27 protein-coding genes are annotated in these 23811 nt (G+C 36.5%); 2 read left to right on the plus strand and 25 right to left on the minus strand.

The features are described 5' to 3' along the window. Window positions 1-74 precede the first annotated feature (74 nt). From hepT to BTHG_RS28020, 14 genes are all read right to left on the minus strand, one after another. Window positions 75-1037, minus strand: a complete 963-nt coding sequence (hepT, locus tag BTHG_RS21105; RefSeq protein WP_010284215.1) for a heptaprenyl diphosphate synthase component II — start codon at window positions 1035-1037, stop codon at window positions 75-77. A 38-nt stretch (window positions 1038-1075) separates the two neighbouring features. Continuing rightward, window positions 1076-1780 carry a demethylmenaquinone methyltransferase gene (locus BTHG_RS21110; protein ID WP_010284218.1) on the minus strand — a complete coding sequence of 235 codons (705 nt, stop codon included), beginning with the start codon at window positions 1778-1780 and terminating at the stop codon, window positions 1076-1078. A gap of 2 nt (window positions 1781-1782) precedes the next feature. Then, window positions 1783-2598 (minus strand): heptaprenyl diphosphate synthase component 1, encoded by an 816-nt coding sequence (locus tag BTHG_RS21115; protein ID WP_010284220.1) that lies wholly within the window; start codon window positions 2596-2598, stop codon window positions 1783-1785. A gap of 135 nt (window positions 2599-2733) precedes the next feature. Next, entirely contained in the window at window positions 2734-2979 is a 246-nt protein-coding gene (mtrB, locus tag BTHG_RS21120) for a trp RNA-binding attenuation protein MtrB (RefSeq protein WP_010284222.1), read from the minus strand. A 115-nt stretch (window positions 2980-3094) separates the two neighbouring features. Further along, complete coding sequence (gene folE, locus BTHG_RS21125; RefSeq protein ID WP_010284225.1) at window positions 3095-3661, minus strand: GTP cyclohydrolase I FolE; 567 nt, start codon at window positions 3659-3661, stop codon at window positions 3095-3097. Window positions 3662-3789: 128 nt separating this feature from the next. After that, a complete protein-coding gene (locus BTHG_RS21130) occupies window positions 3790-4062 on the minus strand; it encodes an HU family DNA-binding protein (protein WP_010284229.1) in 273 nt (90 codons plus the stop codon). 287 nt (window positions 4063-4349) lie between these two features. After that, window positions 4350-5828, minus strand: coding sequence for a stage IV sporulation protein A (gene spoIVA / locus BTHG_RS21135; protein ID WP_010284233.1), 1479 nt, complete (start codon window positions 5826-5828; stop codon window positions 4350-4352). A gap of 266 nt (window positions 5829-6094) precedes the next feature. Further along, window positions 6095-6814 carry a hypothetical protein gene (locus BTHG_RS21140; protein WP_010284239.1) on the minus strand — a complete coding sequence of 240 codons (720 nt, stop codon included), beginning with the start codon at window positions 6812-6814 and terminating at the stop codon, window positions 6095-6097. Between the two features lie 27 nt (window positions 6815-6841). Next, window positions 6842-7042 carry a DUF2768 domain-containing protein gene (locus BTHG_RS21145; protein WP_010284243.1) on the minus strand — a complete coding sequence of 67 codons (201 nt, stop codon included), beginning with the start codon at window positions 7040-7042 and terminating at the stop codon, window positions 6842-6844. 368 nt (window positions 7043-7410) lie between these two features. Next, on the minus strand, window positions 7411-8451 hold the full coding sequence (locus BTHG_RS21150; RefSeq protein WP_010284246.1) for an NAD(P)H-dependent glycerol-3-phosphate dehydrogenase: 1041 nt from the start codon (window positions 8449-8451) through the stop codon (window positions 7411-7413). Window positions 8452-8465: 14 nt separating this feature from the next. Further along, window positions 8466-9776, minus strand: coding sequence for a ribosome biogenesis GTPase Der (der, locus tag BTHG_RS21155; protein ID WP_010284248.1), 1311 nt, complete (start codon window positions 9774-9776; stop codon window positions 8466-8468). A 151-nt stretch (window positions 9777-9927) separates the two neighbouring features. After that, complete coding sequence (locus tag BTHG_RS21160) at window positions 9928-10119, minus strand: capping complex subunit for YIEGIA (protein WP_010284249.1); 192 nt, start codon at window positions 10117-10119, stop codon at window positions 9928-9930. Continuing rightward, entirely contained in the window at window positions 10116-11012 is an 897-nt protein-coding gene (locus BTHG_RS21165) for a YIEGIA family protein (RefSeq protein ID WP_010284251.1), read from the minus strand. Before BTHG_RS21165 ends, BTHG_RS21160 begins: the two co-directional genes overlap by 4 nt. Continuing rightward, a complete protein-coding gene (locus tag BTHG_RS28020; protein ID WP_425321168.1) occupies window positions 11009-11719 on the minus strand; it encodes a YphA family membrane protein in 711 nt (236 codons plus the stop codon). The genes BTHG_RS21165 and BTHG_RS28020 overlap by 4 nt, the downstream gene beginning before the upstream one ends. A gap of 29 nt (window positions 11720-11748) precedes the next feature. On the opposite strand from BTHG_RS28020, the gene BTHG_RS26425 reads away from it, so the two are divergent. Continuing rightward, a complete protein-coding gene (locus BTHG_RS26425; RefSeq protein WP_010284255.1) occupies window positions 11749-11892 on the plus strand; it encodes a YpzI family protein in 144 nt (47 codons plus the stop codon). Between the two features lie 100 nt (window positions 11893-11992). Here the strand turns inward: BTHG_RS26425 and rpsA are convergent, their stop codons facing one another. The 8 genes from rpsA to prsW all read right to left on the minus strand — a co-directional run bounded on the left by rpsA (window position 11993) and on the right by prsW (window position 19032). After that, window positions 11993-13129 carry a 30S ribosomal protein S1 gene (gene rpsA, locus BTHG_RS21180; protein WP_010284258.1) on the minus strand — a complete coding sequence of 379 codons (1137 nt, stop codon included), beginning with the start codon at window positions 13127-13129 and terminating at the stop codon, window positions 11993-11995. Between the two features lie 207 nt (window positions 13130-13336). Next, window positions 13337-13918 carry a lysophospholipid acyltransferase family protein gene (locus BTHG_RS21185; RefSeq protein ID WP_010284260.1) on the minus strand — a complete coding sequence of 194 codons (582 nt, stop codon included), beginning with the start codon at window positions 13916-13918 and terminating at the stop codon, window positions 13337-13339. 5 nt (window positions 13919-13923) lie between these two features. Then, a complete protein-coding gene (gene cmk / locus BTHG_RS21190) occupies window positions 13924-14595 on the minus strand; it encodes a (d)CMP kinase (protein ID WP_010284262.1) in 672 nt (223 codons plus the stop codon). A 151-nt stretch (window positions 14596-14746) separates the two neighbouring features. Continuing rightward, window positions 14747-14929: a YpfB family protein gene (locus tag BTHG_RS21195; RefSeq protein WP_010284264.1), complete on the minus strand. Its 183-nt coding sequence runs from the start codon at window positions 14927-14929 to the stop codon at window positions 14747-14749. A gap of 75 nt (window positions 14930-15004) precedes the next feature. After that, window positions 15005-15682 (minus strand): flagellar brake protein, encoded by a 678-nt coding sequence (locus BTHG_RS21200; RefSeq protein WP_010284266.1) that lies wholly within the window; start codon window positions 15680-15682, stop codon window positions 15005-15007. Window positions 15683-15775: 93 nt separating this feature from the next. Then, a complete protein-coding gene (gene ypeB / locus BTHG_RS21205) occupies window positions 15776-17131 on the minus strand; it encodes a germination protein YpeB (protein WP_010284268.1) in 1356 nt (451 codons plus the stop codon). Window positions 17132-17149: 18 nt separating this feature from the next. Continuing rightward, complete coding sequence (locus tag BTHG_RS21210; protein WP_010284269.1) at window positions 17150-18253, minus strand: cell wall hydrolase; 1104 nt, start codon at window positions 18251-18253, stop codon at window positions 17150-17152. Window positions 18254-18396: 143 nt separating this feature from the next. After that, a complete protein-coding gene (gene prsW / locus BTHG_RS21215) occupies window positions 18397-19032 on the minus strand; it encodes a glutamic-type intramembrane protease PrsW (protein ID WP_010284272.1) in 636 nt (211 codons plus the stop codon). A gap of 142 nt (window positions 19033-19174) precedes the next feature. Between prsW and BTHG_RS21220 the strand changes: the two genes are divergently transcribed. After that, complete coding sequence (locus tag BTHG_RS21220) at window positions 19175-20146, plus strand: asparaginase (RefSeq protein WP_010284273.1); 972 nt, start codon at window positions 19175-19177, stop codon at window positions 20144-20146. Between the two features lie 241 nt (window positions 20147-20387). On the opposite strand, the gene BTHG_RS21225 is transcribed toward BTHG_RS21220, so the two are convergent. The 3 genes from BTHG_RS21225 to BTHG_RS21235 form a co-directional block, all read right to left on the minus strand. Then, window positions 20388-21353, minus strand: coding sequence for a YpdA family putative bacillithiol disulfide reductase (locus tag BTHG_RS21225; protein WP_010284275.1), 966 nt, complete (start codon window positions 21351-21353; stop codon window positions 20388-20390). 192 nt (window positions 21354-21545) lie between these two features. Beyond that, window positions 21546-22778, minus strand: a complete 1233-nt coding sequence (locus BTHG_RS21230; RefSeq protein WP_408605287.1) for a Glu/Leu/Phe/Val family dehydrogenase — start codon at window positions 22776-22778, stop codon at window positions 21546-21548. Between the two features lie 359 nt (window positions 22779-23137). Beyond that, a complete protein-coding gene (locus BTHG_RS21235; RefSeq protein WP_010284279.1) occupies window positions 23138-23728 on the minus strand; it encodes a genetic competence negative regulator in 591 nt (196 codons plus the stop codon). Window positions 23729-23811 lie beyond the last annotated feature (83 nt).

A 23811-nucleotide genomic window follows, 5' to 3' on the forward strand; every position in this document is an offset into this window, starting at 1 on the left:
AAGTTATGTAATAGTCAATATTTAGTGACCAATCAAAATAGTAACACTATTTTGATTGGTAAGCAATAATATTCCTAAAATTTTCTTTTCCCGATATATTTTGCAATATTATACAACGTATTCCTAGCACGGCCAGAAGGTAATTCATCCAAAACCTTATAAGCCTTTTCTAGGTATCGGTTACTGATGGCCTCAGATTGCTTTATTGCTTCCGATTGCTTTATAGACGCAATTAAAGGTTTAATTTCAGCTGAAGTTGTTTGTTCTGAAACTTGGGTAATTTGTTGTTTAAGATTTGCATCCTGCATAGCATATAGTACAGGTAATGTAATATTCCCCTGCATCAAATCGCTACCTGCAGGTTTGCCCAATTGTTCGTCGGTGCCTGTAAAATCTAAAATATCATCAGTAATTTGGAAGGCCATTCCGACATAATAGCCATATAAAAAAAGTTTTTTATGAACTTCAGTCGGAACCCCTGCAGCAACTGCTCCTAATTGACAGCTACTAGCAATTAAAAGTGCTGTTTTGCGCTTAATTCTACGCAAATAACAGCGTAGGTTTTGATCATAGCGATACTTATCTTTGATTTGTTCTATTTCACCTAGACAAACCTCGACAATTGTATGTGCAAGTAGTTTATGTAACAAGGGATTATCCAGTTTTGTGATTATTTCTAAAGAACTCCCCAAAATATAATCACCTGCATACATTGCTATTTTATTATCCCATTTAGCCTTAATGGTAGGTTTACCACGTCTGATATCAGCGTCATCAATCACATCATCATGTACAAGTGATGCTGTATGGATCAGCTCAAGTGTTACGGCAACATTTTTAATTACATTGATATCATAATTACCAAATTTTCCGCCCAAAAGAACAAAAACTGGCCGTAGTCGTTTTCCGCCAGATTGTAATAAATGCAATCCAGCCTGTTGTAGAACTGGATGCTCCCCTTTAATGGAAGCTTCCAGCTCTTTCTCTATAATTGCTAAATCCGTATTCAAATACGAATACATCAATGATAATCTCATGAGTTTCACCTTAGTATTAAAAATATGACACAAGGAACTTACTTCTTATAACCTAGATGCATTGCAGCTACACCTAGCGTGTATGGTTTCACTTCAATATCGGTTAGGCCTGCTTTTCGAAACATGTTTGCAAGTTCTTTCATGCCTGGAAAATCACGTGCTGATTCTTGAAGCCATGAATATTCCTGGTAACTCTTCGCAAAAAGCTTTCCAAAAACCGGCATAATAAAACGAAAATAAAAAAAGTATAATTGTTTAAATCCAATCATAGTTGGCTGTGAAGTTTCCAAACATACAACCTTGCCACCTGGCTTTACTACTCGATGCATTTCTTTTAACACGGTCATGTAATCAGGAACATTTCGGAGACCAAAGCCAATGGTTACATAATCAAAAGAATTATCCTCAAAGGGGAGCTCCATGGCATTTCCGTGAATCAATTCAACTTGATTTAATTTTAGCTTGTCTACCTTTTCTTGGCCAATTTTCAACATATTCTTACTAAAATCAAGTCCAATGACCTTGCCAGACGGTCCGACAGCATCTGCAAGTGCAATGGTCCAATCTGCCGTTCCACAACAAAGATCTAGTGCAGTTGATCCTTCTTGAACATCCATACGTTTCATTGTATCCTTTCGCCAAGCTTTGTGTTGTTGGAAACTAATAACCGAATTCATTTGGTCATAATTTTTATATATTTTTTCAAACACATGATGTACCCGTTGTTCTTTAGATTGCTCCATACTTACCCTTCTTCCACCAACTTATTCATTGATAACGAACTACCTTGAAGGAGTAATTCATTAATGCGATTAACTAGCATTTTGTTCATTTTTGGGTTTGTCGCTAAAAACCGTTCTAGCTTTTTAATCACAAGAGAGAGATGTTTGTTATATTCGTACATAACAACAGAATCTTCCACATGTTTTTCCTGATGAAATACAATTTTTTTAAGCGTCTTGAAGGGAATCGAATTTCCATCTTTTACGTAAAGGTCTCTTTCAAGTAATAGTCTCTTTAGCAATAAAAAATTTGGAACAAGTTTTTCCCATTTTTTTATTTGAAAGCTTTTCACAATATTTTGGAAGACGGAAGATTCAACCGCTGTCACAAATGAAAAGAGCTGATCTATTTGATTAAAATCCATTTGATATAGATAAATTTTGGCCTCATTTACTTCTTTAATACCTTCTGCAAGTATTCGAATGAAGGTTATATCGGATGAGTTGGCGAGCAGATAATAATACAATCCGCTAAAGTAATCTCCTGCCAAGACAGTCAATTGTTGACTGCGCAGACGCTCATCTGAATTGGTAAGTCGATTGGGGACTGTTTCATGGGTATCCAACGCCTGCTGAACAAGCATAGTTGTTATTATATAATTTTCCAATTGCTCTTTTGGCAAAAGCAAGTCCTCAAATAAGGAATATAATAATAAGATTTTATCTTCATCTATGCTCGGTGTTTCCATATATCTTTGAAGGTACGAGTGCTTCGTTCTGTCCTCTATACGCTCCTTAAGATTGGCAACTACTTCCTTGATGTCATGCAAATCAATCACCCTTGTTCCCCAATTTAAATAATCAACTTTTTTTATTTTTATTAGTCTTTATAAAACAACGTTAATTATAACATACATCACTTAGTTTTTCCCTTAGTTTTATGTATTCCAAAAGAAAAAGCAGGATTTACCTGCTTATTTTTTTGAATCTGATTCAATTTCTCCGTGACTTGTTTGGATTAGTGCATGACCACGAACTTTAATTGCAGAGGTATGCTCAGTAAATTGGGCAATCATTACTTCGCCTTTATCCAATTTTTCTGAATGATGGAAGCGAGTATCGGAACCTCTTGTTAAACCGATTACATTCACCCCATCTTCTACTGCTTTAATTACAATAAATTCTGAGTTCGAATTATTATTATTATTATTATTATTCATCCTTCTTCACTCCTATGAATGCTATGTAAAGGAACCATTTCAACTCAACATCCTTGTTTGGAAAGATGAGTGAAATCCACATCTTTTTTTACTATCTCGTAAATTTTTGTAGATGTCAATTCTTTATTAAAGATAATACTTCACTACGAGCAGCAGGGTCCTTTTGTAAAATTCCTCTGACAGCAGAAGTAACAGTTTTTGCTCCAGGCTTCTTCACTCCACGCATTGTCATACACATATGCTCTGCCTCGATTACAACCATTACCCCATGAGGTTGAAGTGTTTCAACAATGGAGTCTGCTATTGTGGATGTGATCCTCTCCTGCAATTGTGGTCTTTTGGCGACGGCCTCTACAGCACGTGCAAGTTTGCTTAAACCTGTTACTTTTCCTCCTTTTGGAATATAGGCAACATGAGCATGACCGTAGAAAGGGACAAGATGATGCTCACACATTGAGAAAAATGGAATGTCTTTTACAAGCACCAATTCTTCGTGTTCTTCACCAAAAATTGTTCGAAAGTATTCCTTCGGATCATCTTGTAAGCCTGAAAAAACTTCGGCATACATTTTTGCAACTCTTTTTGGTGTATCGACTAACCCCTCACGTTTAGGATCCTCCCCAATCGCTTCTAAAATCATCGTAACTGCCTGCTCTATTTTTTTATAGTCTACTGGTGTCATTCTGCCAACCCCCTCCTTTTTCCACAAACTACTGGTCAATTGATTCTAGCATAATTATGTATAGAAAACAAAAAAGAGCCGTTGAAAACGACTCAATTTTTGTATTTTCACATAGGTTATATGTAAAATTATTTTACTGCATCCTTAAGCGCCTTTCCTGGTTTAAATGCAGGAACTTTGCTAGCAGCAATTTCGATTTCTTCACCAGTTTGAGGGTTACGACCTTTACGAGCTGCACGCTCACGTACCTCAAAGTTACCAAATCCGATTAATTGAACTTTATCTCCGCTTTTTAAAGCTTCAAGAATAGAATCAAAAACTGCATCAACAGCTTTTGTAGCATCCTTCTTAGAAAGTTCAGCACTTTCAGCTACCGCGTTAACTAATTCTGTTTTGTTCATGACATTCACCTCCTCCCAAAAGAAGATTTATGGCTTATTCATTGTTCTTTAAGTCTTATCTCATCAGGTATGTACCATATTAGCTTAATGCTAACATGCCTTATAATAAACGATATTTAGACATAATTCAATATTTTTCAACAGAAATTTTACCTTTTTATGTATATTTCACCAAAAAGCCTCTCTTTTTTTGTAAAAAGCTTATCATATTAGCATTTTGTAAGCAAATCTCCCCTCATTACGAGCCAAACACACAAAAAAAAGACTCCGTAAAAGGAGCCTTCATCCTATAATATGATAGCAATTAATCCACCAGAGCCTTCGTTGATAATTCTTTCAAGTGTTTCCTTAAGCTTGTAACGTGCATTTTCCGGCATTAATGATAATTTCGCCTGAATTCCTTCACGTACAATGGAGCTTAATGACCTACCAAATATATCTGAATTCCAGATGGAAAGCGGATCATCTTCGAAGTCCTGCATTAAGTATCGGACCAATTCTTCACTTTGTTTTTCTGTACCAATAATTGGTGCAAATTCTGACTCTACATCTACCTTAATCATATGGATAGATGGTGCAACAGCTTTCAAACGAACCCCAAATCTTGAACCTTGGCGGATGATTTCAGGCTCATCTAAGCTCATATCAGATAACGCAGGAGCAGCAATTCCATAACCTGTTTGCTTTACCATTTTAAGTGCATCTGCGACTTGATCATACTCAGCTTTTGCATGAGCAAAATCTTGCATGAGTTGTAACAGATGGTCTTTTCCGCGGATTTCAACGCCGACGACTTCTTTAAGAATTTGATCATATAAATCATCTGGAGCATATAAATCAATCTCAGCTACACCCTGCCCCATTTCGATACCAGCCAAGCTGGCCTGATCAATAAAGTCATATTCGCTGAATTGACCAACCACGCGGTCAACATCTCGTAAACGCTTGATATCTTGGACTGTATCTTTTACTGCATCCTGATAGCTTTCTCTTAACCAATGATCTTCTCTTAATACCATTACCCAGCTTGGTAGATTTACATTTACCTCTAATACTGGGAACTCATAAAGTGCTTCACGTAAAACATTGAATACATCTGTTTCACGCATACTTTCAACACTCATTGCTAATACTGGAATATCGTATTTTTCATTTAATTCTTGGCGAAGAGCATCTGTTTCAGGGTGATGAGGATGAACAGTGTTTATGACCATAATAAATGGTTTTCCTACTTCTTTCAGTTCATTAATCACACGCTCTTCTGCTTCAATATAATCTCTTCTAGGAATCTCTCCAATTGAACCATCAGTTGTTACTACAACTCCAATTGTTGAATGTTCCTGAATAACTTTTCTTGTTCCAATTTCAGCTGCTTCATGGAAAGGAATTGGCTCTTCATACCAAGGAGTATTTATCATACGAGGTCCATTCTCATCCTCATACCCCTTTGCTCCTGGAACAGTGTATCCTACACAATCCACAAGACGAATGTTCACATTAAGCCCTTCTTCAACATGGACAGAAACAGCTTGGTTTGGAACAAATTTTGGTTCTGTTGTCATGATTGTTCTTCCTGCAGCACTTTGTGGAAGTTCATCCTGTGCGCGAGCTTTATCAGCCTCACTACCGATATTCGGTAAGACTACTAATTCCATGAACTTTTTTATGAAAGTAGATTTTCCTGTTCTGACTGCACCAACGACACCTAAATATATATCGCCACCGGTGCGCTCAGCGATATCTTTAAAAATATCAACCTTTTCCAAGTGTGATCCCTCCCGATTTTACAGTTCTTGGGATAATTTTATCCGTTTACTACATATTCTAGGACATTATATTTGTATGACGTTGTCCTAAATAAATATGACTATTTTTAGAAAAAAATTCCCCCCATAATATGTAGCGACAAAGCCTGCGTTCAAAAGGAAGTCTTAACTAGCCTAGCAAGCTATATTTCTTAAACTTTTTGAACGAAAAGACAAAAATAAAAACCCTTCTCTTAGAGTTTATGTCTAAAAGAAGGGTTCATGACTTATTTATCTAAAAAAATTGGTTCATTTTTATCGTTTATCGTATATGGAAGAGAATTAGTCGGAACAAACATTGAATTTTCAACTAATATATCTCGAATATCATCCCCTGTTTTATAAGTATGCTCATACTTTGTTAAATACTCATATAAATCCATACGATAATCTACAAATATCTCGTTTGTGTTTGTAATCAAGAGTGGCAAATTTTTACCAGTGAATGGACTAACCACATAAGGCTCTTCTTTCATGCCAAGTTTACTATAGTCCAAAGTAAATATGTTTGTTTGAATCTGCTCTTTAAATGGAGCGTAGCCATTTGATGAACGATACATTTGCACTCGTAAATTTAGTTCACTAATTTTTTCTGAAATACGTACATCTAAAAGTTTAACAATTGGGTTTGTTTCTGCATTAACTAAAACATATAAGTAAACCCCGCCCGTTTCATACGCATTTCCAGGAGGCTCAGCTATGTATTTTGGCGAAAGCCGAGTGAAATCAATAGGATATTTTTGATAGATAGGTGTCTCCATGTCTCTAGTTTTAATCGGAAGGAGCCCCCCAGTATCCTCTTTAAATTGATTAACAGCTCTCTGAACAGCTGCAATTTGATCCTCATAGGGTACTTGATTTTGTGCAAGCTTTTCTTTCGGATAAAGGCATCCTGTAAGTAATGATAATGAAAAAACAATTATCAGTAATTGCAACGTAATTCTCATATTTATACCATCCTTATGTTTGTATCTCTACTCACTGACAGGTCCACTAAACACAACAAAAAATATAATAATTCCTGCTAGAATCATAAAAAGATATGCGATTGTGGCTACAATTCCTTTTAGGAAACCCTTAAGTTTATATCGACTAAGATAAATGGAAAATACAGCAATAGCCATGAAGGCCATTCCGGCAAATGATATCCACATTTTTAGTAATCCTGGTGTCACCTTTTTCACTCCCTTGTCCAACTCAACATTTCGTCAAATATTATATCACAATAAGCATCTTTAAACTAAGGCAATGTTGTAAACTATACCGAACAAAAAAACTGAAGTAAAGAGGGGCACCTTTACTTCAGTAAGCGTAGAAACTAAATATTCCCATTTACCCAATTGTTCAGACTCACAGTATACTACGTTGCATTTTATGCGAAAACAGCATGAAATGTATCGTCTAATGCCTATTTTTTCAATAAAAGTGCAAACGTTTTGCTCACTAGAAAATTTGTTCTGTTTGAAACTATTAGGAATCCCCGCTAAAATGGTATTCTCCTTGACATCATATGCACGAAAAAGGGAGTCGGTGTGATATTTTTTTATATTGAACCCTTTTCTTCCAAATAGTTGTAGAGATCGGTCATTTCATTTGTTCTTCCTCTTGACATTAGTTTATCTACAGCTTCTTTAGGTGATTGGTCGTTGAAAAGAACATCGTAAAGCGCAAATGTGATGGGCATCGACACATCCATTTTTTTTGCTAACTGATAAGCTGCTTTTGTAGTTCTAACACCTTCGACAACCATTCCCATATTATCAAGAACTTCCTTTAGACTATGACCTTTTCCGAGTAGATTTCCAGCACGCCAATTTCGTGAATGCACACTTGTACACGTTACGATTAAATCACCAATCCCGGTTAATCCTGCGAATGTAAGTGGGTTTGCCCCCATTTTACTTCCCAAACGCGATATTTCGGCTAAACCACGAGTAATTAGTGCAGCTTTCGCATTATCCCCATAACCTAGACCATCCGTAATTCCTGCTGCAAGAGCAATAATATTCTTTAGGGCGCCTCCAATTTCCACACCGATAATATCAGGATTTGTATACACGCGGAAATGCTGATTAATAAACAAATCTTGAACATATTCAGCACTTTCCATGTTTTTGGATGACACCGTCACAGTGGTTGGATGGCGTAGTACTACTTCTTCCGCATGACTCGGACCAGATAGAACAACAACGTCTTTTAAAAGGTCTGATGGCATTTCTTCTTCAATCATTTCAGATATCCTCTTTAAAGTATCTGGTTCAATCCCCTTACTTACATGGATAATTGTTAAAGGTTCTGACGTAACCTGACCTATTTTCTGAAGAACTTCGCGTATCGCTTTCGTTGGCACAGCTAGTACAATGGTTTTTACGCCTTCTAACGCCTTCGTCAAATCCGCATACCCGATAATTGTTTCAGGAAGTTCAATTGATGGCACATATTTAGAATTTGTATGTTTCGTATTAATCTCGTCAACTTGTGACTTACGATGTGACCAAATCCGTACCTCATGATCATTATCAGCCAGAACAAGCGCAAGTGCAGTACCCCAGCTACCAGCTCCAACAACTGTTACCTTCTCCATTTTTTCTCTCCTCTCTATTTTCTTGCTCTTGCAATAAGTTTAATCGGCGTTCCTTCAAAACCAAAAGCATCTCTAATCCGATTTTCTAAGAAACGTTCATATGAAAAATGCATCAATTCAGGGTCATTCACAAATACAACAAATGTTGGTGGCTTAACAGCAACCTGTGTTACATAATAAATACGCAGTCGTTGTCCTTTATCAGTAGGTGCTGGATTCATTGCTACTGCATCCATGATCACGTCATTTAAAACGTTTGTTTGAACACGCATCGTATGATTTTCACTTGCCATATCAATCATTGGCAACAATGTATGAACCCGTCGTTTTGTTTTAGCAGATAAGAAAACAATCGGTGCATAATCAAGGAAAAGAAAATGATCCCGAACTTTTTGTTCAAATTCCTTCATGGTTTTCTCATCTTTTTCAATGGCATCCCATTTATTAACAACAATCACAATAGCTCTACCCGCTTCATGAGCATAGCCGGCAATTTTTTTATCCTGTTCGATAATACCTTCTTCTGCATTTAACACAACAAGGACGACATCAGATCTCTCAATTGCTTTTAAAGCTCTTAAAACACTGTATTTCTCAGTACTTTCATAAACCTTGCCTTTTTTCCTCATACCTGCCGTATCAATAATGACATACTCTTTGCCATCGACAGTGTATTTCGTATCTATTGCGTCTCTTGTTGTACCCGCAATATCACTAACAATGACTCTTTCTTCACCTAACAAGGAATTGACAAGGGATGACTTCCCTACATTTGGTCGACCAATGAGAGAAAATTTAATGACATCTTCATCATATTCTTCATCTCCACCCTTTGGAAAATGTTTAATCACTTCATCCAACAAATCCCCGAGTCCAATTCCATGTGAGCCAGAGATAGGGATTGGTTCACCGAATCCTAATGCATAAAAATCATATATGTCTGCTCTCATATCAGGGTTGTCCACTTTATTGACTGCTAAAACGACTGGTGTTTTGGAGCGGTATAATATTTTCGCTACTTCTTCATCCGCACTTGTCACACCTTCACGTCCACTTGTCATAAAAATTATCACATCTGCCTCATCTATCGCGATTTCCGCTTGATGTCTAATTTGTGCAAGGAACGGTTCATCACCAATATCGATGCCTCCGGTATCAATTATGCTGAATTCTTGATTGAGCCACTCACCTGAACTATAAATTCGGTCTCTCGTCACTCCTGGGATATCTTCTACAATTGAAACTCTTTCTCCTACTATTCGATTAAAAATTGTTGATTTTCCAACGTTTGGTCGACCAACAATTGCCACAACTGGTTTTGCCACATGCTTTCTTCCCTTCTTAACGGTCTCATATAACATATATTAAATAAATATTAATAATAATATTATACTTATGTAAAAAATTAACCCTTCTACGTAGAAGGGTCATGCTTTTACATTCTATCAAAAATAAGTGGTAACAACAATCAATTGTTTAGTGTTTTACTATTATGTACATATTTTCACTGATTTCATGTGCAATCCCATCAATTATGGCTTCTAAATTAGCCGTAACCTTTTCCATTTCTTCCTTTGAGGAACAGGAAAACACAGGTGTACCACCCGAAACCTTCACCTTCGACTCATCCATTGTTATTGCAGCTAATATAAATTTTTCTAAATTCATTTAAGTGGCTGTCCCTTCTGGTTCTCATTTCTCTCTGTTGGCATTCGGATTGCATTTTCTAAGGTCGGTACATTGCCAATAACCTCAATTGCTTTGGAAACTTCCTTTTCCTGAGGCAAAATAAAAACTCCGACTCTACCATCATTCAAATCCCGCTTAGCCAAGGGGACAAGCGCAGGGGTTCCTGAATCCCTGAAGATTCCCAATGCAGTTGATACATCATGTAAAATTGCCTGTCTTTGACCCAAATTTGCAATTGTTGCTCTCGCATTAAACGTTTTTGGTTTTAAAATAAATCCCATCCCGTATTGTAATATTTCTTCTTGCCTTGCAGGAAGTCCAATATTCATAATATAAATATTATCAACGTACAACCCTGCATCCTTAAAATATGGCTTCGTAAACTCGATATCAACAATATCCTTTAACCTACTTCCAGCCATTAGCTTTTTACAGATTAATAAACAAATGATACCTACTACAATTCCAGCCCACATATTGAGTGCAAGATAAGTAAAGGTAGAAAAAAAGGAAGTGAAAATAACTAGGTAGTTTCGACTTTCAAATGCAACTGCAATTCCTTCGATATATGTTTTTCCTCTTGGAACTAGTTCATATGAATCAAGTTCTGTTAAGGTATTCCGTTCCATATTGCGTACATCACGAAACTGGGAAGCAGCAATCGTCAAGAAAGTAATTGCCGTGAATTCTTCCTCCATAATCGAAGGTACAGCCACAGTCCCTAAGCCTGCGGCAATAAAACCTAACGCAATATGAATAATTTTCCCATGTAAATATGTTGGATATTGCCGATAATCTGTTCTAAGCATATATAGTCTTACTGCAACACCAAAAATAACCCCAAAAATAATTGGGTAAGTATACTCATTCATGGTAGCCGTGTTTCTCCTTTGTGTTTTTTTTGGACCAGAACATCTACGTGATGTAATAACATTTCTAATGATGACCAAACAAAAATAAAACAAAAACTAATCGATATAACATCTAAAAAGATAAACGACCCAATTTCGTAAGAAAAGTTGACATGATTAATAATAATCCCATAAAGAATATCACCTTGCATGGCACCAATTAGAAGTCCTGCAAAACGTAAACGAAAATCTTTCAATAACATTAACGTAACGTATATCAAAGCAGCAGAGAGCATCAAATTTCGATTAAAAAGAAGCCATACTGGATCATATAATTCAAACAATAAGAAACTACAATACGCTAAAGAAATAGTAAGAATACAAATTAACAAATAAAGCACTTGTTTTTTTGGTCTTTTCGAAATTTCTTTCATGCCAAAAAAGAAAAGAAGAAAAATACTACAATTTATGTTAATATCACCTATCCCAACATAGTAGGGTGATAATATGATTGTCACTAAAAACAAAATGGAAAGGTGTAGCCTTTCTTTGTTTTTTCTCATCAAAAATGTGCTACATACCCAAGCCATCCAACATATCCAAAAAAATAAGCACCGTCCACTCCTCCACCACCTCTCATTATTTCCATTATGGCTCGAAATGATGAAATTTAACCAAGTTGAATACCTAAAATCTTTTAAGGAATAATAAAATGAAACTTCATTTATCTATGTAAGTTGAAAGAGGTGGAAAAGAAATGAGTAAAGATAGACAAGAAAAAAAGCTAAAACAAGCACGAGTGACAGAGTCTGATCGCGACCAGTCTCTAGACTATCCTGGAGCAACAAGATTAGATACGCCTGAAGAAGCTAGGGAAATGAATCAAATGAATCCAAAATAAAAGCTCTCACCCAGTCGGGTGAGAGCTTTTTTCATTTTAACATTTTCACTTTCTAGTTCCAGTGCTTATCCAGATGAGCTGGCGCCTTGCACTTTCTTACTTATTTTAATTTATTTAATTGATCGCCAATTACTTCTCCAAGCTGGAAGCCTGAGGTTTCATCTTGTTGTTGGTATTGGCTATAATCTTCTTCCACATTAACTTCTAGTTCCTTCATGCTCAATGAAATACGTTTTTCTGATTCGTTAAGCTCAAGAACTTTTACTTGCACCTCTTGACCCTCTTTCAAGACTTCATGCGGAGTACCAATATGCTTCGAAGAAATTTGTGAAATATGCACAAGTCCCTCTACCCCAGGTAATACCTCAACAAAAGCACCGAAAGAAACAAGTCGTTTCACTTTTCCATCAACAACATCACCAACTGATATTTTTTCAGCGATGTTTTCCCATGGACCAGGTAGTGTTTCCTTTACAGATAACGAGATTCTTTCATTATCTCGGTCAACAGATAATACTTTTACCTTAATAACCTGACCTTCCTCTACAACATCAGATGGCTTTGATACATGTTCATGTGAAAGCTGAGAAATGTGAACGAGGCCATCGATGCCACCGATATCAACAAAAGCACCAAAATCAGTTAATCGTTGTACAGTACCCTCAAGTACAGCACCGACCTGTAAAGAATCAAGAACATGTTGCTTTTTATTTTTTTGCTCTTCTTCCACAACCGCGCGGTGTGATAAGATCACTCTATTTTTCTCACGGTCAAGTTCAACCACTTTAACTGTTAAAGCTTTGTCCTTATAATCTGAGAAATCTTCCACGTAGTAATTTTCAACTAGAGATGCAGGAATAAATCCTCTTACACCAAGGTCAACAACTAAGCCACCTTTAACAACATCTTTTACAACTGCTTCAAACACTTCACCAGTATTAAATTTTTGTTCTAAATCATCCCATGCTTTGGAAGCTAGTACAGCTTTTTTAGACAAAATTAAAGCTTCCTCTTCTACTTTTGTAACAGAAAGTTCTAACTCCTCACCTTCTGATACAACATCACTTGCTTTTTCAACATGTAGGCTGGATAGCTCACTAATTGGGATAATGCCATCTAGCTTACTGTTCTCAACTGAAACAAATACTTGTTTTTCTTCTACCTTTGTAACCTTGCCAGTGATTACATCACCAACTTGTAACTCTTTGTACTCGACTTGATTCATATCCTCCGCCATTCCAATTACCTCCTTCGTGCATCCAACACTCAAACTTTTTATGTATGTATCGCTATTTAGACTTACTAAATAGTTTCCTCTCCGATAATGGATGAGGGTCTATCTATTAATTGTAATAAAAAAGTCCTTTCGATACACTAATTATAAAAATATTCTTTTAATTAACTTCTAATAAATAGAGTTATTTGTCAAGTATAAACTCTTAATCTATCGATTTTTTTCCAGTATTTCTCTTATTGAATCCATGATTTTGTCAGTAACTACTTCCGCAGAAGTCTTTTCAGTTCTGAATTCATCCATACGAACTGGTTTTCCATAAACGACCCTTAATTTACGGAACTTTTTATAAGGTCCTATAATCGCACATGGAACAACAACACAATCAGTTCGTAGTGCAAAGAAACCAATTCCTGATAATCCTTTTCCTAACTTTCCATCCTTACTCCGAGTGCCTTCAGGGAAAATCCCTAATACCTTCCCTTCTTTTAACACCTTTAATGCTGTTCTAAGTGCCTCGCGATCACTTACTCCACGCTTAACCGGAAAAGCATTGATTTTGGGTAAAATCGCTCCTAATCCTGGTACCTTAAACAATTCTTCTTTCGCCATAAAGTGAATCGGTCTTGGAGAAGTAACCCCAACTACGGGTGGGTCTAGATTGTCAATATGATTTGAACATATCAAGACACCACCTTCCTTTGGAATATTCTCCCGTCCTATTACCTCAATTCGGTAAAGAGGTTTGATGATTGCTCCAACTAATCCTCTTGCAAAGGGATAAAGGTTCATGCCATTCAAATCCTTTCCTTTACAACATCCATAATTTTCGCAACAACTTCTTCGATACTTAATGATGTTGTATCAATTTCAATTGCATCCTCTGCTTTCCGTAACGGTGCAACCTCTCGTTCTGAATCCAGTTTATCTCTTGCGGCAATTTCCGATTTTAACTGCTCTAAATTAGACTCATATCCTTTTGAAAGATTTTCTTCATGGCGCCTTATTGCTCTTTCATCAACAGAAGCAAGTAAAAATATTTTCACCTCTGCATTCGGTAATACATGGGTGCCGATGTCTCTTCCATCCATCACAACTCCACCTAGCTTAGCTAAGCTTTGCTGCCTTCTTACCATATCTTCTCGAACCTTGCGATGCTTAGAAACAATTGAAACCGTATTCGTAACATCATGTTCACGAATTCTTTCCGAAACATCTTTGTTATCAATATAAACAAGTTGTCCATTTTCACTTGGTTTTAATTCAATCGTCGCGTTTTGTAATGCTTCAAGCAGTTGTTCTTCATCTTCTAAGTCTAAGCCTAGTTGCAAGGCTTTAAAGGTTAGAGCCCGATACATTGCACCTGTATCAACATATATATAAGATAAATCTTTTGCGATAATTTTTGCGACTGTGCTTTTTCCAGCAGCTGCAGGTCCATCAATTGCTATTGAAATTTTCTTGTCCATAAACTTATGTATGCCTCCTGTATGTAACACTCGTGAGATAAAGGGAATATCTGTTCTAACAAGTAAGCTTGTTCACCTAATCTTTATTATATTGAATCGAGTGGACAGTATTCCTACCTACGAAAAAACGCAGGGAATCCCTGCATTTATTTTAATTGTTATTCATTAATGTTTCAATGGTTTTGGTCGTATCTGATTTGTTGACACCTTCGTATTCAATCATTCTCGTTATATATGGAGATAACGGGCTGTATAAAATGATAGCCTGCGCAACAAGTAAAAAGATAAATTGGATAATAGCAAGTTTGATTAAAATACGTTCGAAATTTTTCATTTTACATACCTACCCTACTAGTAGTTTTAATACTAGTATGTTATGATTTTTCGAACTTTATTCTAAAGAGATACCCTATTTGTCAAATTCGTTTGCGTGAATCCCCTTTTTCTTTAATAATAATTGTCTTTCAAAACAAAATTTAATTAATAATTGTCGATCTGTATCTGAAATATTCACAAATTTGATAGAAGCTTTATTTCTTTCGCCATTTTTTCCTTCCACGATTCTGATAACATGACTTTTGAAAGTCACATATTGATATTCATCAGCAAGGGTTGGTAGGACGAAATGTGTATGAATATCTACCCCAGCGGTAAGAGTTTTCGAAGAAGGTAGAATGATAGAGGCACCACCTGCGCTAATATCGTGAGTGATAGAAACAAATGGTTTAAATTCCCCATGCAAACTATGTATCGCGATATCTACTGGTGTTTCGACTCGAACATATTGGCGTCTTTGAATTTTATACATGCCATCATCACCAGGAAAAGAAAGAACAATCATTGGGATGTTTTGTTTTACTCTTCCTAATACAGAGGTATCAAAAAAATAAGCCGAAGTGCTATCACCCGTTACAAAAGCTTTTAATTGTGTCCCATTTAATAAAAAAACAGTTTTCCCTGTTTTAACATTAACTGGATAATCAATGTAGAGCTTGTTTTCCTTTTTTTCAACAACCCTACATCGATATTTTTCACCCTTTGGATTATTGCTTGGTTCAAGGTTAATCATATCCCCAATTTTCAACACAGACGTTCACTCTCTCTAAAAACAATATGTACTTTTATTAAACCACGAATAAACAAAAAAAGGAAAGCAAAATTGCTTTCCTTTGTACGAACATTATGATTTGTTTATACCTTTGTAGACGGGCTCTGCATTTTTAAGCTTCTCGACCTTTTCTTCGAATCCATTTTCGGCATTTATAAAGATCCGGTACGTATCATTATTGATTGTTCCTAAAAACTCATAACAAAGGACATCTTGGTCAAGATCATTTGTTATAATGGCTAGACGATCTTCCATGATTTCAAGATTTGGGTTTATTGCTTTTTTTGCTTCTTCTTTAGAAATTTTCGGCTTACCCGGTGCTTCTATCTTTCCAGCCATCAAATAATCCCTTGCAGTAAATCCAATAATATTGCCATCGTCTAGTGCTACTTTCATTTTAATGGAATCGGAATATACTCTTATACCATTTTGGGATGAAACGAAATTAAAGACTCCAATATTATCATATTGTGCACTTTCAAATAGTTCTAGGTTTTCAAATTTATTGTCTTTTAAAAATTTTTGAGCTCTGTTGTATGCATCATTAAGACTGATTGAGCTTTTCGCAACTTCTCGGTTTCGAATAACCCAAATTGGGATGCCGCCTTTTTTCGTAATATCCATAAACGTATTTACTTTTGATTTTGGATCATTAATTTCTAAACTATAAAAGCCATTTGGTGAACCTTCTCCATTTTCGGTAACTCTTATTTCGATGTTACCTTTTAACCCAAGAAACTTTTTCGCAACTTCTTTTGCTTGCTCCTTATTAATTTCAGGTCCCTCTAAATTTGGGAACTTCCCGCCATCTTTTTTTGTAGTCGTAAGTGTCACTCCAAAATCACTTTCAGAGTAAGCCGCTACATTTTTTTCAACTGTTTTTAGACCATCAATAATGGTGTTATCAGCCTGTTTTTCCCCTGAAGCAAGTGCTAATTCAACATCCATCCAACGGAGGTTATTTTCCATTGCCACGTGTTGGACTGTGCGGAGCTCCTTTTGGATATCCTCCGCATTTTTATATAGCTGTTGAAGTGTTTTATACTCTTCATCAGAAAGTGGTTTCTTTGATAAATCACGTACTGCCGTACGATAACTAAAATCCCCGATATTACTTAGAAACTCTTCTGTTTTGTTAAACGGCATCAGAGCTAGTGGCAATTGCCCCACATCCGAGTGTGCCTCAGATGTAAGTCTCCACACATCTGCTAAAGTAGGTGATAGGGAATCCCTTGAGTTCATAGCAAGAGTTGTGCCAATTTTGTCGTGTAAAAGATCAATATGATAGGTTAAATTGTGAAACGCCCGTTGATAATTGTTTTCTGCCTGTATAAGAATGGCATTTTTCTCTTGGTGTTCTTTATAACCCCAATATCCTGTTCCAATAATACCTATGGTAAGTACTGTAATTAATATTCCTCTTAACAAATTATCTCACCTTCCATTCTATCTACAGAATATATGCTTTCCAATTCTCTTAATTTGAGGTCTACCCCAAATCCATTTACTCGTTGCAGTAGCAGGATTAAAATAATAGGTTGCTCCACCTGTCGGATCCCAACCATTTATTGCATCAATGACAGCTTTCTTTGCTTGTTCATTTGGAGTTAACCAAATTTGACCGTCCGCAACTGCTGTAAATGCAAGGGGTTCAAAAACAACACCTGAGACTGTGTCTGGAAATGTCGGACTATCAAGACGGTTTAAAATAACCGCTGCAATCGCTACCTGCCCAATATATGGTTCACCACGCGCTTCACCATAAACGGCATTTGCAAGGAGTTGAATATCATTTTGTGAAAAACCACCTGGCATATTTACTGCTGCAGGTCCTAATGATTTTGCTTCTCCTTGTTGCTCTACTTTTGCTTGTTGTTTTGGTGGCTGTTTTGCAGGTTGCTGTTGTTTTGGTTGTTGCTTTGCAGGTTGCTGTTGTTTTGGTTGTTGCTTTGCAGGTTGCTGTGCTTTAGGCTGCTGCTTTGGCGGAACAGCTTGGCCTTGTTGCCCCTGCGGTTGCTTTGGCTGAGCCTGTGGTTGTTTAGCTTGTCCTTGTCCGGCTTGCGGTTGTTTTTGCGCTGCCGTAAATTGCTTTTCTATATCAATTCGTCTGGCTTCTGCTGTTGTTTTTGCTTTTTGGATATTTTTTTCAGAAGGTGCTGATTGTATGCTCCAAGGAACACCACCATAGTGTGTAAATTCATTTCCCTTCCGTAAATTATCATAAACAAATTGTTTATTATATTTTGTAAAGCGTTTAATCATCGCCTTCGTTTTGTCACCAACTAAACCGTCTACTTCTTCAAGCCCAAATGCTTTTTGGAAGTTACGGACTGCCCAATATGTACTCCAGCCGTAAACCCCATCAATAGTGCCATGGTAATAACCGTTATACTGAAGTCTTGATTGCAACTCAATTACATCGTCACCTGTTGCACCACGTTGAATGATTTGTTCTGAAAAAGCTTGAACATTATTGTTAGTTCCGCCAATGAATACACTAACAAACATGATAAGGATGATGGGGAACATCAAATATTTTTTGAAGCTCATGATTAATTACCTCCCTAACCATTTTCTATATATACTTACAAGTATTTTCTGTAGAGATTGGTATTTTATTCAGGAGTCTTTAAAGTTGAATTTAATTCTTTGGAAAGAAATCAAAAAAAATAACCCGCCCAAAAAAGGACAGGTTACGATTTTGCAATTTTTACTTTTCGTAAACCAAACCACCACAGAAACAACATGAATGGCACCATTATATAAATCCACTTTTTCAAAGAAAGCAGTATGTAATCATAGACCCCATGTAATAAAAATGGAAAGAAAAAGGAGATGAAAATCCATTTTCGCTTTTCAACAGGAGAAAATTTAGCTTTGCCCAGATAAAACCCCATAATCACCCCGAACAGTGCGTGACTTGAGACAGGTAAAAGGGCTCGACCTACCGCAAATTGGACTCCGTTTGCAAATAAATAAAGAATGTTCTCCAATGTCGCAAATCCTAATGACACAGCAGCACCATATACAATTCCATCGTATTGCTCATCAAATTCCATATGCTGATAAACAGTATAAAACAGGATAAACCACTTAAAAAATTCTTCTAATAAACCAACTGATAAAAATGCCTTTAAAATGTGTTGTGTAAACACCCCTTCAACGTCTAACACATATTGGATAAACATGATTGGAAACACCAAAAGGGCACCGAAAATGAATATTCGAAAAACCATTGCAATCGGTTCTGACTCATATTTATCTTTTAAATAAAAATAACTTAATAGTGCAAGTCCGGGTGCAAGTCCTGCGGTTATGACCGCCACCATATAAATCCTCTTCTCCCATTGAAATTAAATTCAAGTTATAATTGAGTAACAAACACTTTTATCGTAACATGTAATTTGGTAAATGAAAATATGAGAAATCCTGGTTTGGATAATTTTTCTAATTAGAATAGAGGCGATTTCAATGAAAAAAATACTCATTCTTCATACAGGCGGAACAATTGCTATGATAGAGGATAAAGAAACAGGAGCTGTTGAACAAAATCAGCAAAACCCTCTGCTTCTTCACACGAACGCTTTGGCTTCGATTGCTGATGTTAAGGTTGAGGAATTATTTCAATTGCCTTCTCCACATATTACAGAAAAAGAAATGCTTCTACTGAAGGAAAAAATCGAGACAAGTGTTAGGGAAGACAAAATTGAAGGTGTTGTGATTACCCATGGGACTGACACACTTGAAGAAACAGCTTATTTCCTAGATATTACAATTCAATCCGATATTCCAATAGTCGTCACTGGAGCAATGAGATCGAGCAATGAGGTTGGAGCAGACGGTCCCTATAATTTGATTTCTGCTGTACGTGTTGCCGCTTCAGACAGTGCCATCGGAAAAGGTGTTTTAGTTGTCTTGAATGATGAAATTCACACAGCCAAAAACGTTACAAAAACTCACACTAGTAATATTGCAACATTTCAAAGTCCTCAATATGGGCCATTAGGAATTGTGAGTAAACGCGATATTACCTTTCACCATATGCCTACCATTAGGGAAACATATGAGATTAAAAAGATAACGAAAAAGGTTATCCTTCTGAAAGCATACGCTGGGATGGAAGGTTCTATCATTCAGGCAATACGAACATTGCACCCAGATGGACTAGTTATAGAAGCACTTGGACAAGGTAATTTACCCCCAAGGATGGTCCCTGACTTAAAAGAGCTAATCGATAGTGGTGTACCTGTAGTTTTAGTCTCCCGCTGTTTCAATGGATACGTACAAGATGTGTACAATTATGATGGTGGTGGACGCAAATTAAAAGAGCTTGGGGTTATTTTCTCAAATGGGCTAAACGGGCAAAAAGCAAGACTGAAGTTATTGGTTACTTTAGAAATGACGAATAATCATGACGAACTGCAGGAAATGTTCTTCAAATAAAAAGGGCGATTTTTGATCGCCCTCAGAGTGTAGACAAAGTCAGTACTGACTTTGTTTACATGAATTTTTAAGGATATCTAAATTTTAACTCAAGTCCCAGACTGTCTTGAAAGCGCTCGTCAGACAAGGCGCGCAGCTGAGTGAAGACGCGAATAGAAGTTGCCTTCATGAGCGGACGAGAGAGGCAAGCAACGCAGTATGCGAGCGTTTGTCAACAGTCTGAGGGCGATTTTTGATCGCCCTATTTTCTTTCTAGTATTGCTTCAGCTATTAAATTTCCATGAAAGCGTCCGTTTTCAATGAAGATTTCATTTGCGTTGTTCCCTGCTGCAATTACTCCAGAAATAAAGATTCCCTCTACATTTGTCTCCATCGTTTCAGGATTATAGGATGGTCGACCTGTATCATTATTGATTTCTATATTCATTTTTTTCAAAAAGCTGTGATCTGGATGATAACCTGTCATGGCAAATACATAATCATTTTTTACCTCTTTATTTTCTTCACCGACTTGATATCTTACAACATCCTCTGTTATTTCAATCACATTTGCATTAAATTCCATATTGATGATTCCATTTCTCACCAGCGCTTCAAATTCAGGTAATATCCATGGTTTAATGCTTGAAGAGTATTCAGAACCGCGATATAAAACTGTTACTCTTGCATCGGCATTTGCAAGTTCTAATGCTGCATCAACACTTGAGTTCTTTCCTCCGATTACGACGACATCTTTATCAAAATAAGGATGTGGTTCTTTGAAATAATGAAATACCTTAGGCAGATCCTCGCCAGGAACATTCATATAGTTCGGATTATCATAATAACCAGTCGCAATAATAACATATTTTGCTTGGTATTCACTTTTTGAACTTGTAATATGGAATTCTCCATTCCCTTGCTTCGTTACACTCGTCACTTTCTCAAACGCATGAACTCTAATTTTCTTACGTTTTGCTACTTCGCGATAATACGCCAAAGCCTGATTTCGCTTTGGCTTACGGCCTTCAATAATAAATGGAACATCCCCAATTTCTAATTTTTCACTTGAACTAAAAAATGTTTGATGTGTCGGATAATGATAAATCGCATTTACAATATTTCCTTTTTCAATTACTAAAGGTTCAATTCCAATATTCTGCAGTGCAATTGCAGCTGCTAGCCCACAGGGTCCTCCACCAATTATGATGACTTTCTCAGATTGCATGTTTGTCACTCCTACTATCTTCAATGTGCATAAATAAAATCCCGTTGGAATTTTCTTTGTTTTTGTTTTCCCGATTTTTTTCCAAGGTACTGTTAAATGATTCTAATTGGACAATTCTACTTCAATGAAAAATCCCCTATCAAAAATGATAGGAGATTTCCGTTAATCGTGCAAATGATATGATATCAGAAATTATATCCAACCTCTGAAACGGGACGCTTCTGCCATTTTTCTGACCCCAACCATATAGGCTGCAAGTCTCATATCTACACGTCTATTTTGTGCGGTTGTATAAATATTTTCAAAGGATTTAACCATTACTTTTTCAAGTTTTTCTTCTACTTCTTCTTCAGTCCAGTAGTAGCCTTGGTTATTTTGAACCCATTCAAAATAGGAAACTGTTACCCCACCAGCACTTGCTAATACATCTGGGACAAGCAAGATTCCTCTTTCAGTTAATATTTGAGTCGCTTCTAGTGTTGTAGGTCCGTTTGCAGCTTCAACTACAATACTAGCCCGAATATTATGGGCATTTTCTTCTGTTATTTGATTTTCAATAGCCGCAGGAACGAGAATATCACAATCAAGTTCTAGCAACTCTTTGTTGGTGATTGTATCATTAAATAGTTTGGTTACAGTTCCAAAACTATCGCGACGATCCAATAAATAATCAATGTCTAAACCATTTGGATCATAAAGTCCACCATATGCATCAGAGATACCAATTACCTTTGCACCTGCGTCATGCATAAATTTAGATAAGAAGCTACCTGCATTTCCAAAGCCTTGAACAACTACACGTGCACCTTCTAAATTAATACCACGCTTTTTCGCTGCTTCTCGAATACAAATTGTAACACCTTTTGCAGTTGCAGATTCACGGCCATGCGAACCACCTAATACAAGTGGTTTTCCAGTAATGAATCCAGGTGAGTTAAATTCATCAATACGACTATACTCATCCATCATCCATGCCATGATTTGAGAATTCGTGAATACATCTGGTGCCGGTATATCCTTCGTTGGTCCTACGATTTGACTTATCGCACGAACATAACCACGACTAAGTCGTTCAAGTTCACGGAATGACATATCTCTAGGGTCACAAATGATTCCGCCTTTTCCTCCACCATATGGTAAATCAACAATACCGCACTTCAAACTCATCCAAATCGAAAGCGCTTTAACTTCCTTCTCAGTTACATTTGGGTGGAAGCGAATTCCGCCTTTAGTTGGACCTACAGCATCATTATGCTGTGCGCGATATCCTGTAAAGATTTTTACAGATCCATCATCCATTCTTACTGGAATTTTAACGGTCATCATTCGTATCGGTTCTTTTAATAGCTCATATACTTCTTCAGGGTACCCTAATTTTTCTAATGCTTTATGTATGACTGTTTGTGTAGATTTGAGGACATCCATTTTATCTTCCGTGTTCTGCCCGGAAATGTCCTTTTTATTTTCGGCTACCATTTGTAAACCTCCCAAGATTTTTCGCGAGAATCAGTTCCTATTTCAAAGGTGTAAACAAGAAGCTGGAAATGCCGAGATTTTTTCGGTTATTTTATAAGTTAATAAAGACATATTCATGTTGTAAAAAACAAAGACAGAAAAATAACATCTATTTTCCAGATAGTATTATTGTCCACCTTTCCAGTCACTAGTATACACCTTCCATATGTTTATGCAAGATGAAAAATGAAGAATCTTCAATTTTATTTTTTACATTAATGTCTTTATAAACATAGGAGAAAAACCCCTAATACATGTTAGAGGTCCTTCTATTTCTTTATAAAATAATTGTAAATATACTCCATGGCATTTTCTTCAAAAAGAATTTTTCCATATTCATGAACACGATATTTCGTAATTGTTGCTGGACTTCCAAACTCAGCTAAAATAGCAATAACGTTTTCTGTATGCATATCAAGGTTGTCTTCCAGTAATAAGTAAAAATAGTTTTTAAATGAATATAGTCTCCCACCATCTATAGATAAACTATTGAATCTGGTTGAAAGTTGAATAACATCTTCAAACGTGCGAAATTCATAAAATATATCTTTACTTTCATCAAGAGTAACCTGCATTTCAATATAATCTTCATCTAAGAATTCCTCGTCTTCAAGGTCCCCACCTGAATTAGTGACAATAATCACCATACCTTGTGCTTGTAAAGAGTACACTTCAACAGCAATAGGGCCGTCCGGTTCAAAGCCCAATTCCATACTTGCTTCTTCTATCATATCTCGGAATAATTGATGGACCTTAAGTGAATCCGACAAAAGATCATCTTTAGTGAGGCCACGATCAACCAGATCATCTGATGTTAGAAAAATCTTGATTTTATTATAAGTTAAGCGTTCAAGACGCATTAAAAACCCTCCCTCACCATCACACCTACAGCAACCGTTTCTTTATTTTATGAAGGTTTATAAAATATGTTCTAGGATTTAGC

The sequence above is a fragment of the Bacillus timonensis genome (genome assembly GCF_000285535.1).
GTDB lineage: Bacteria > Bacillota > Bacilli > Bacillales > Bacillaceae_L > Ferdinandcohnia > Ferdinandcohnia timonensis.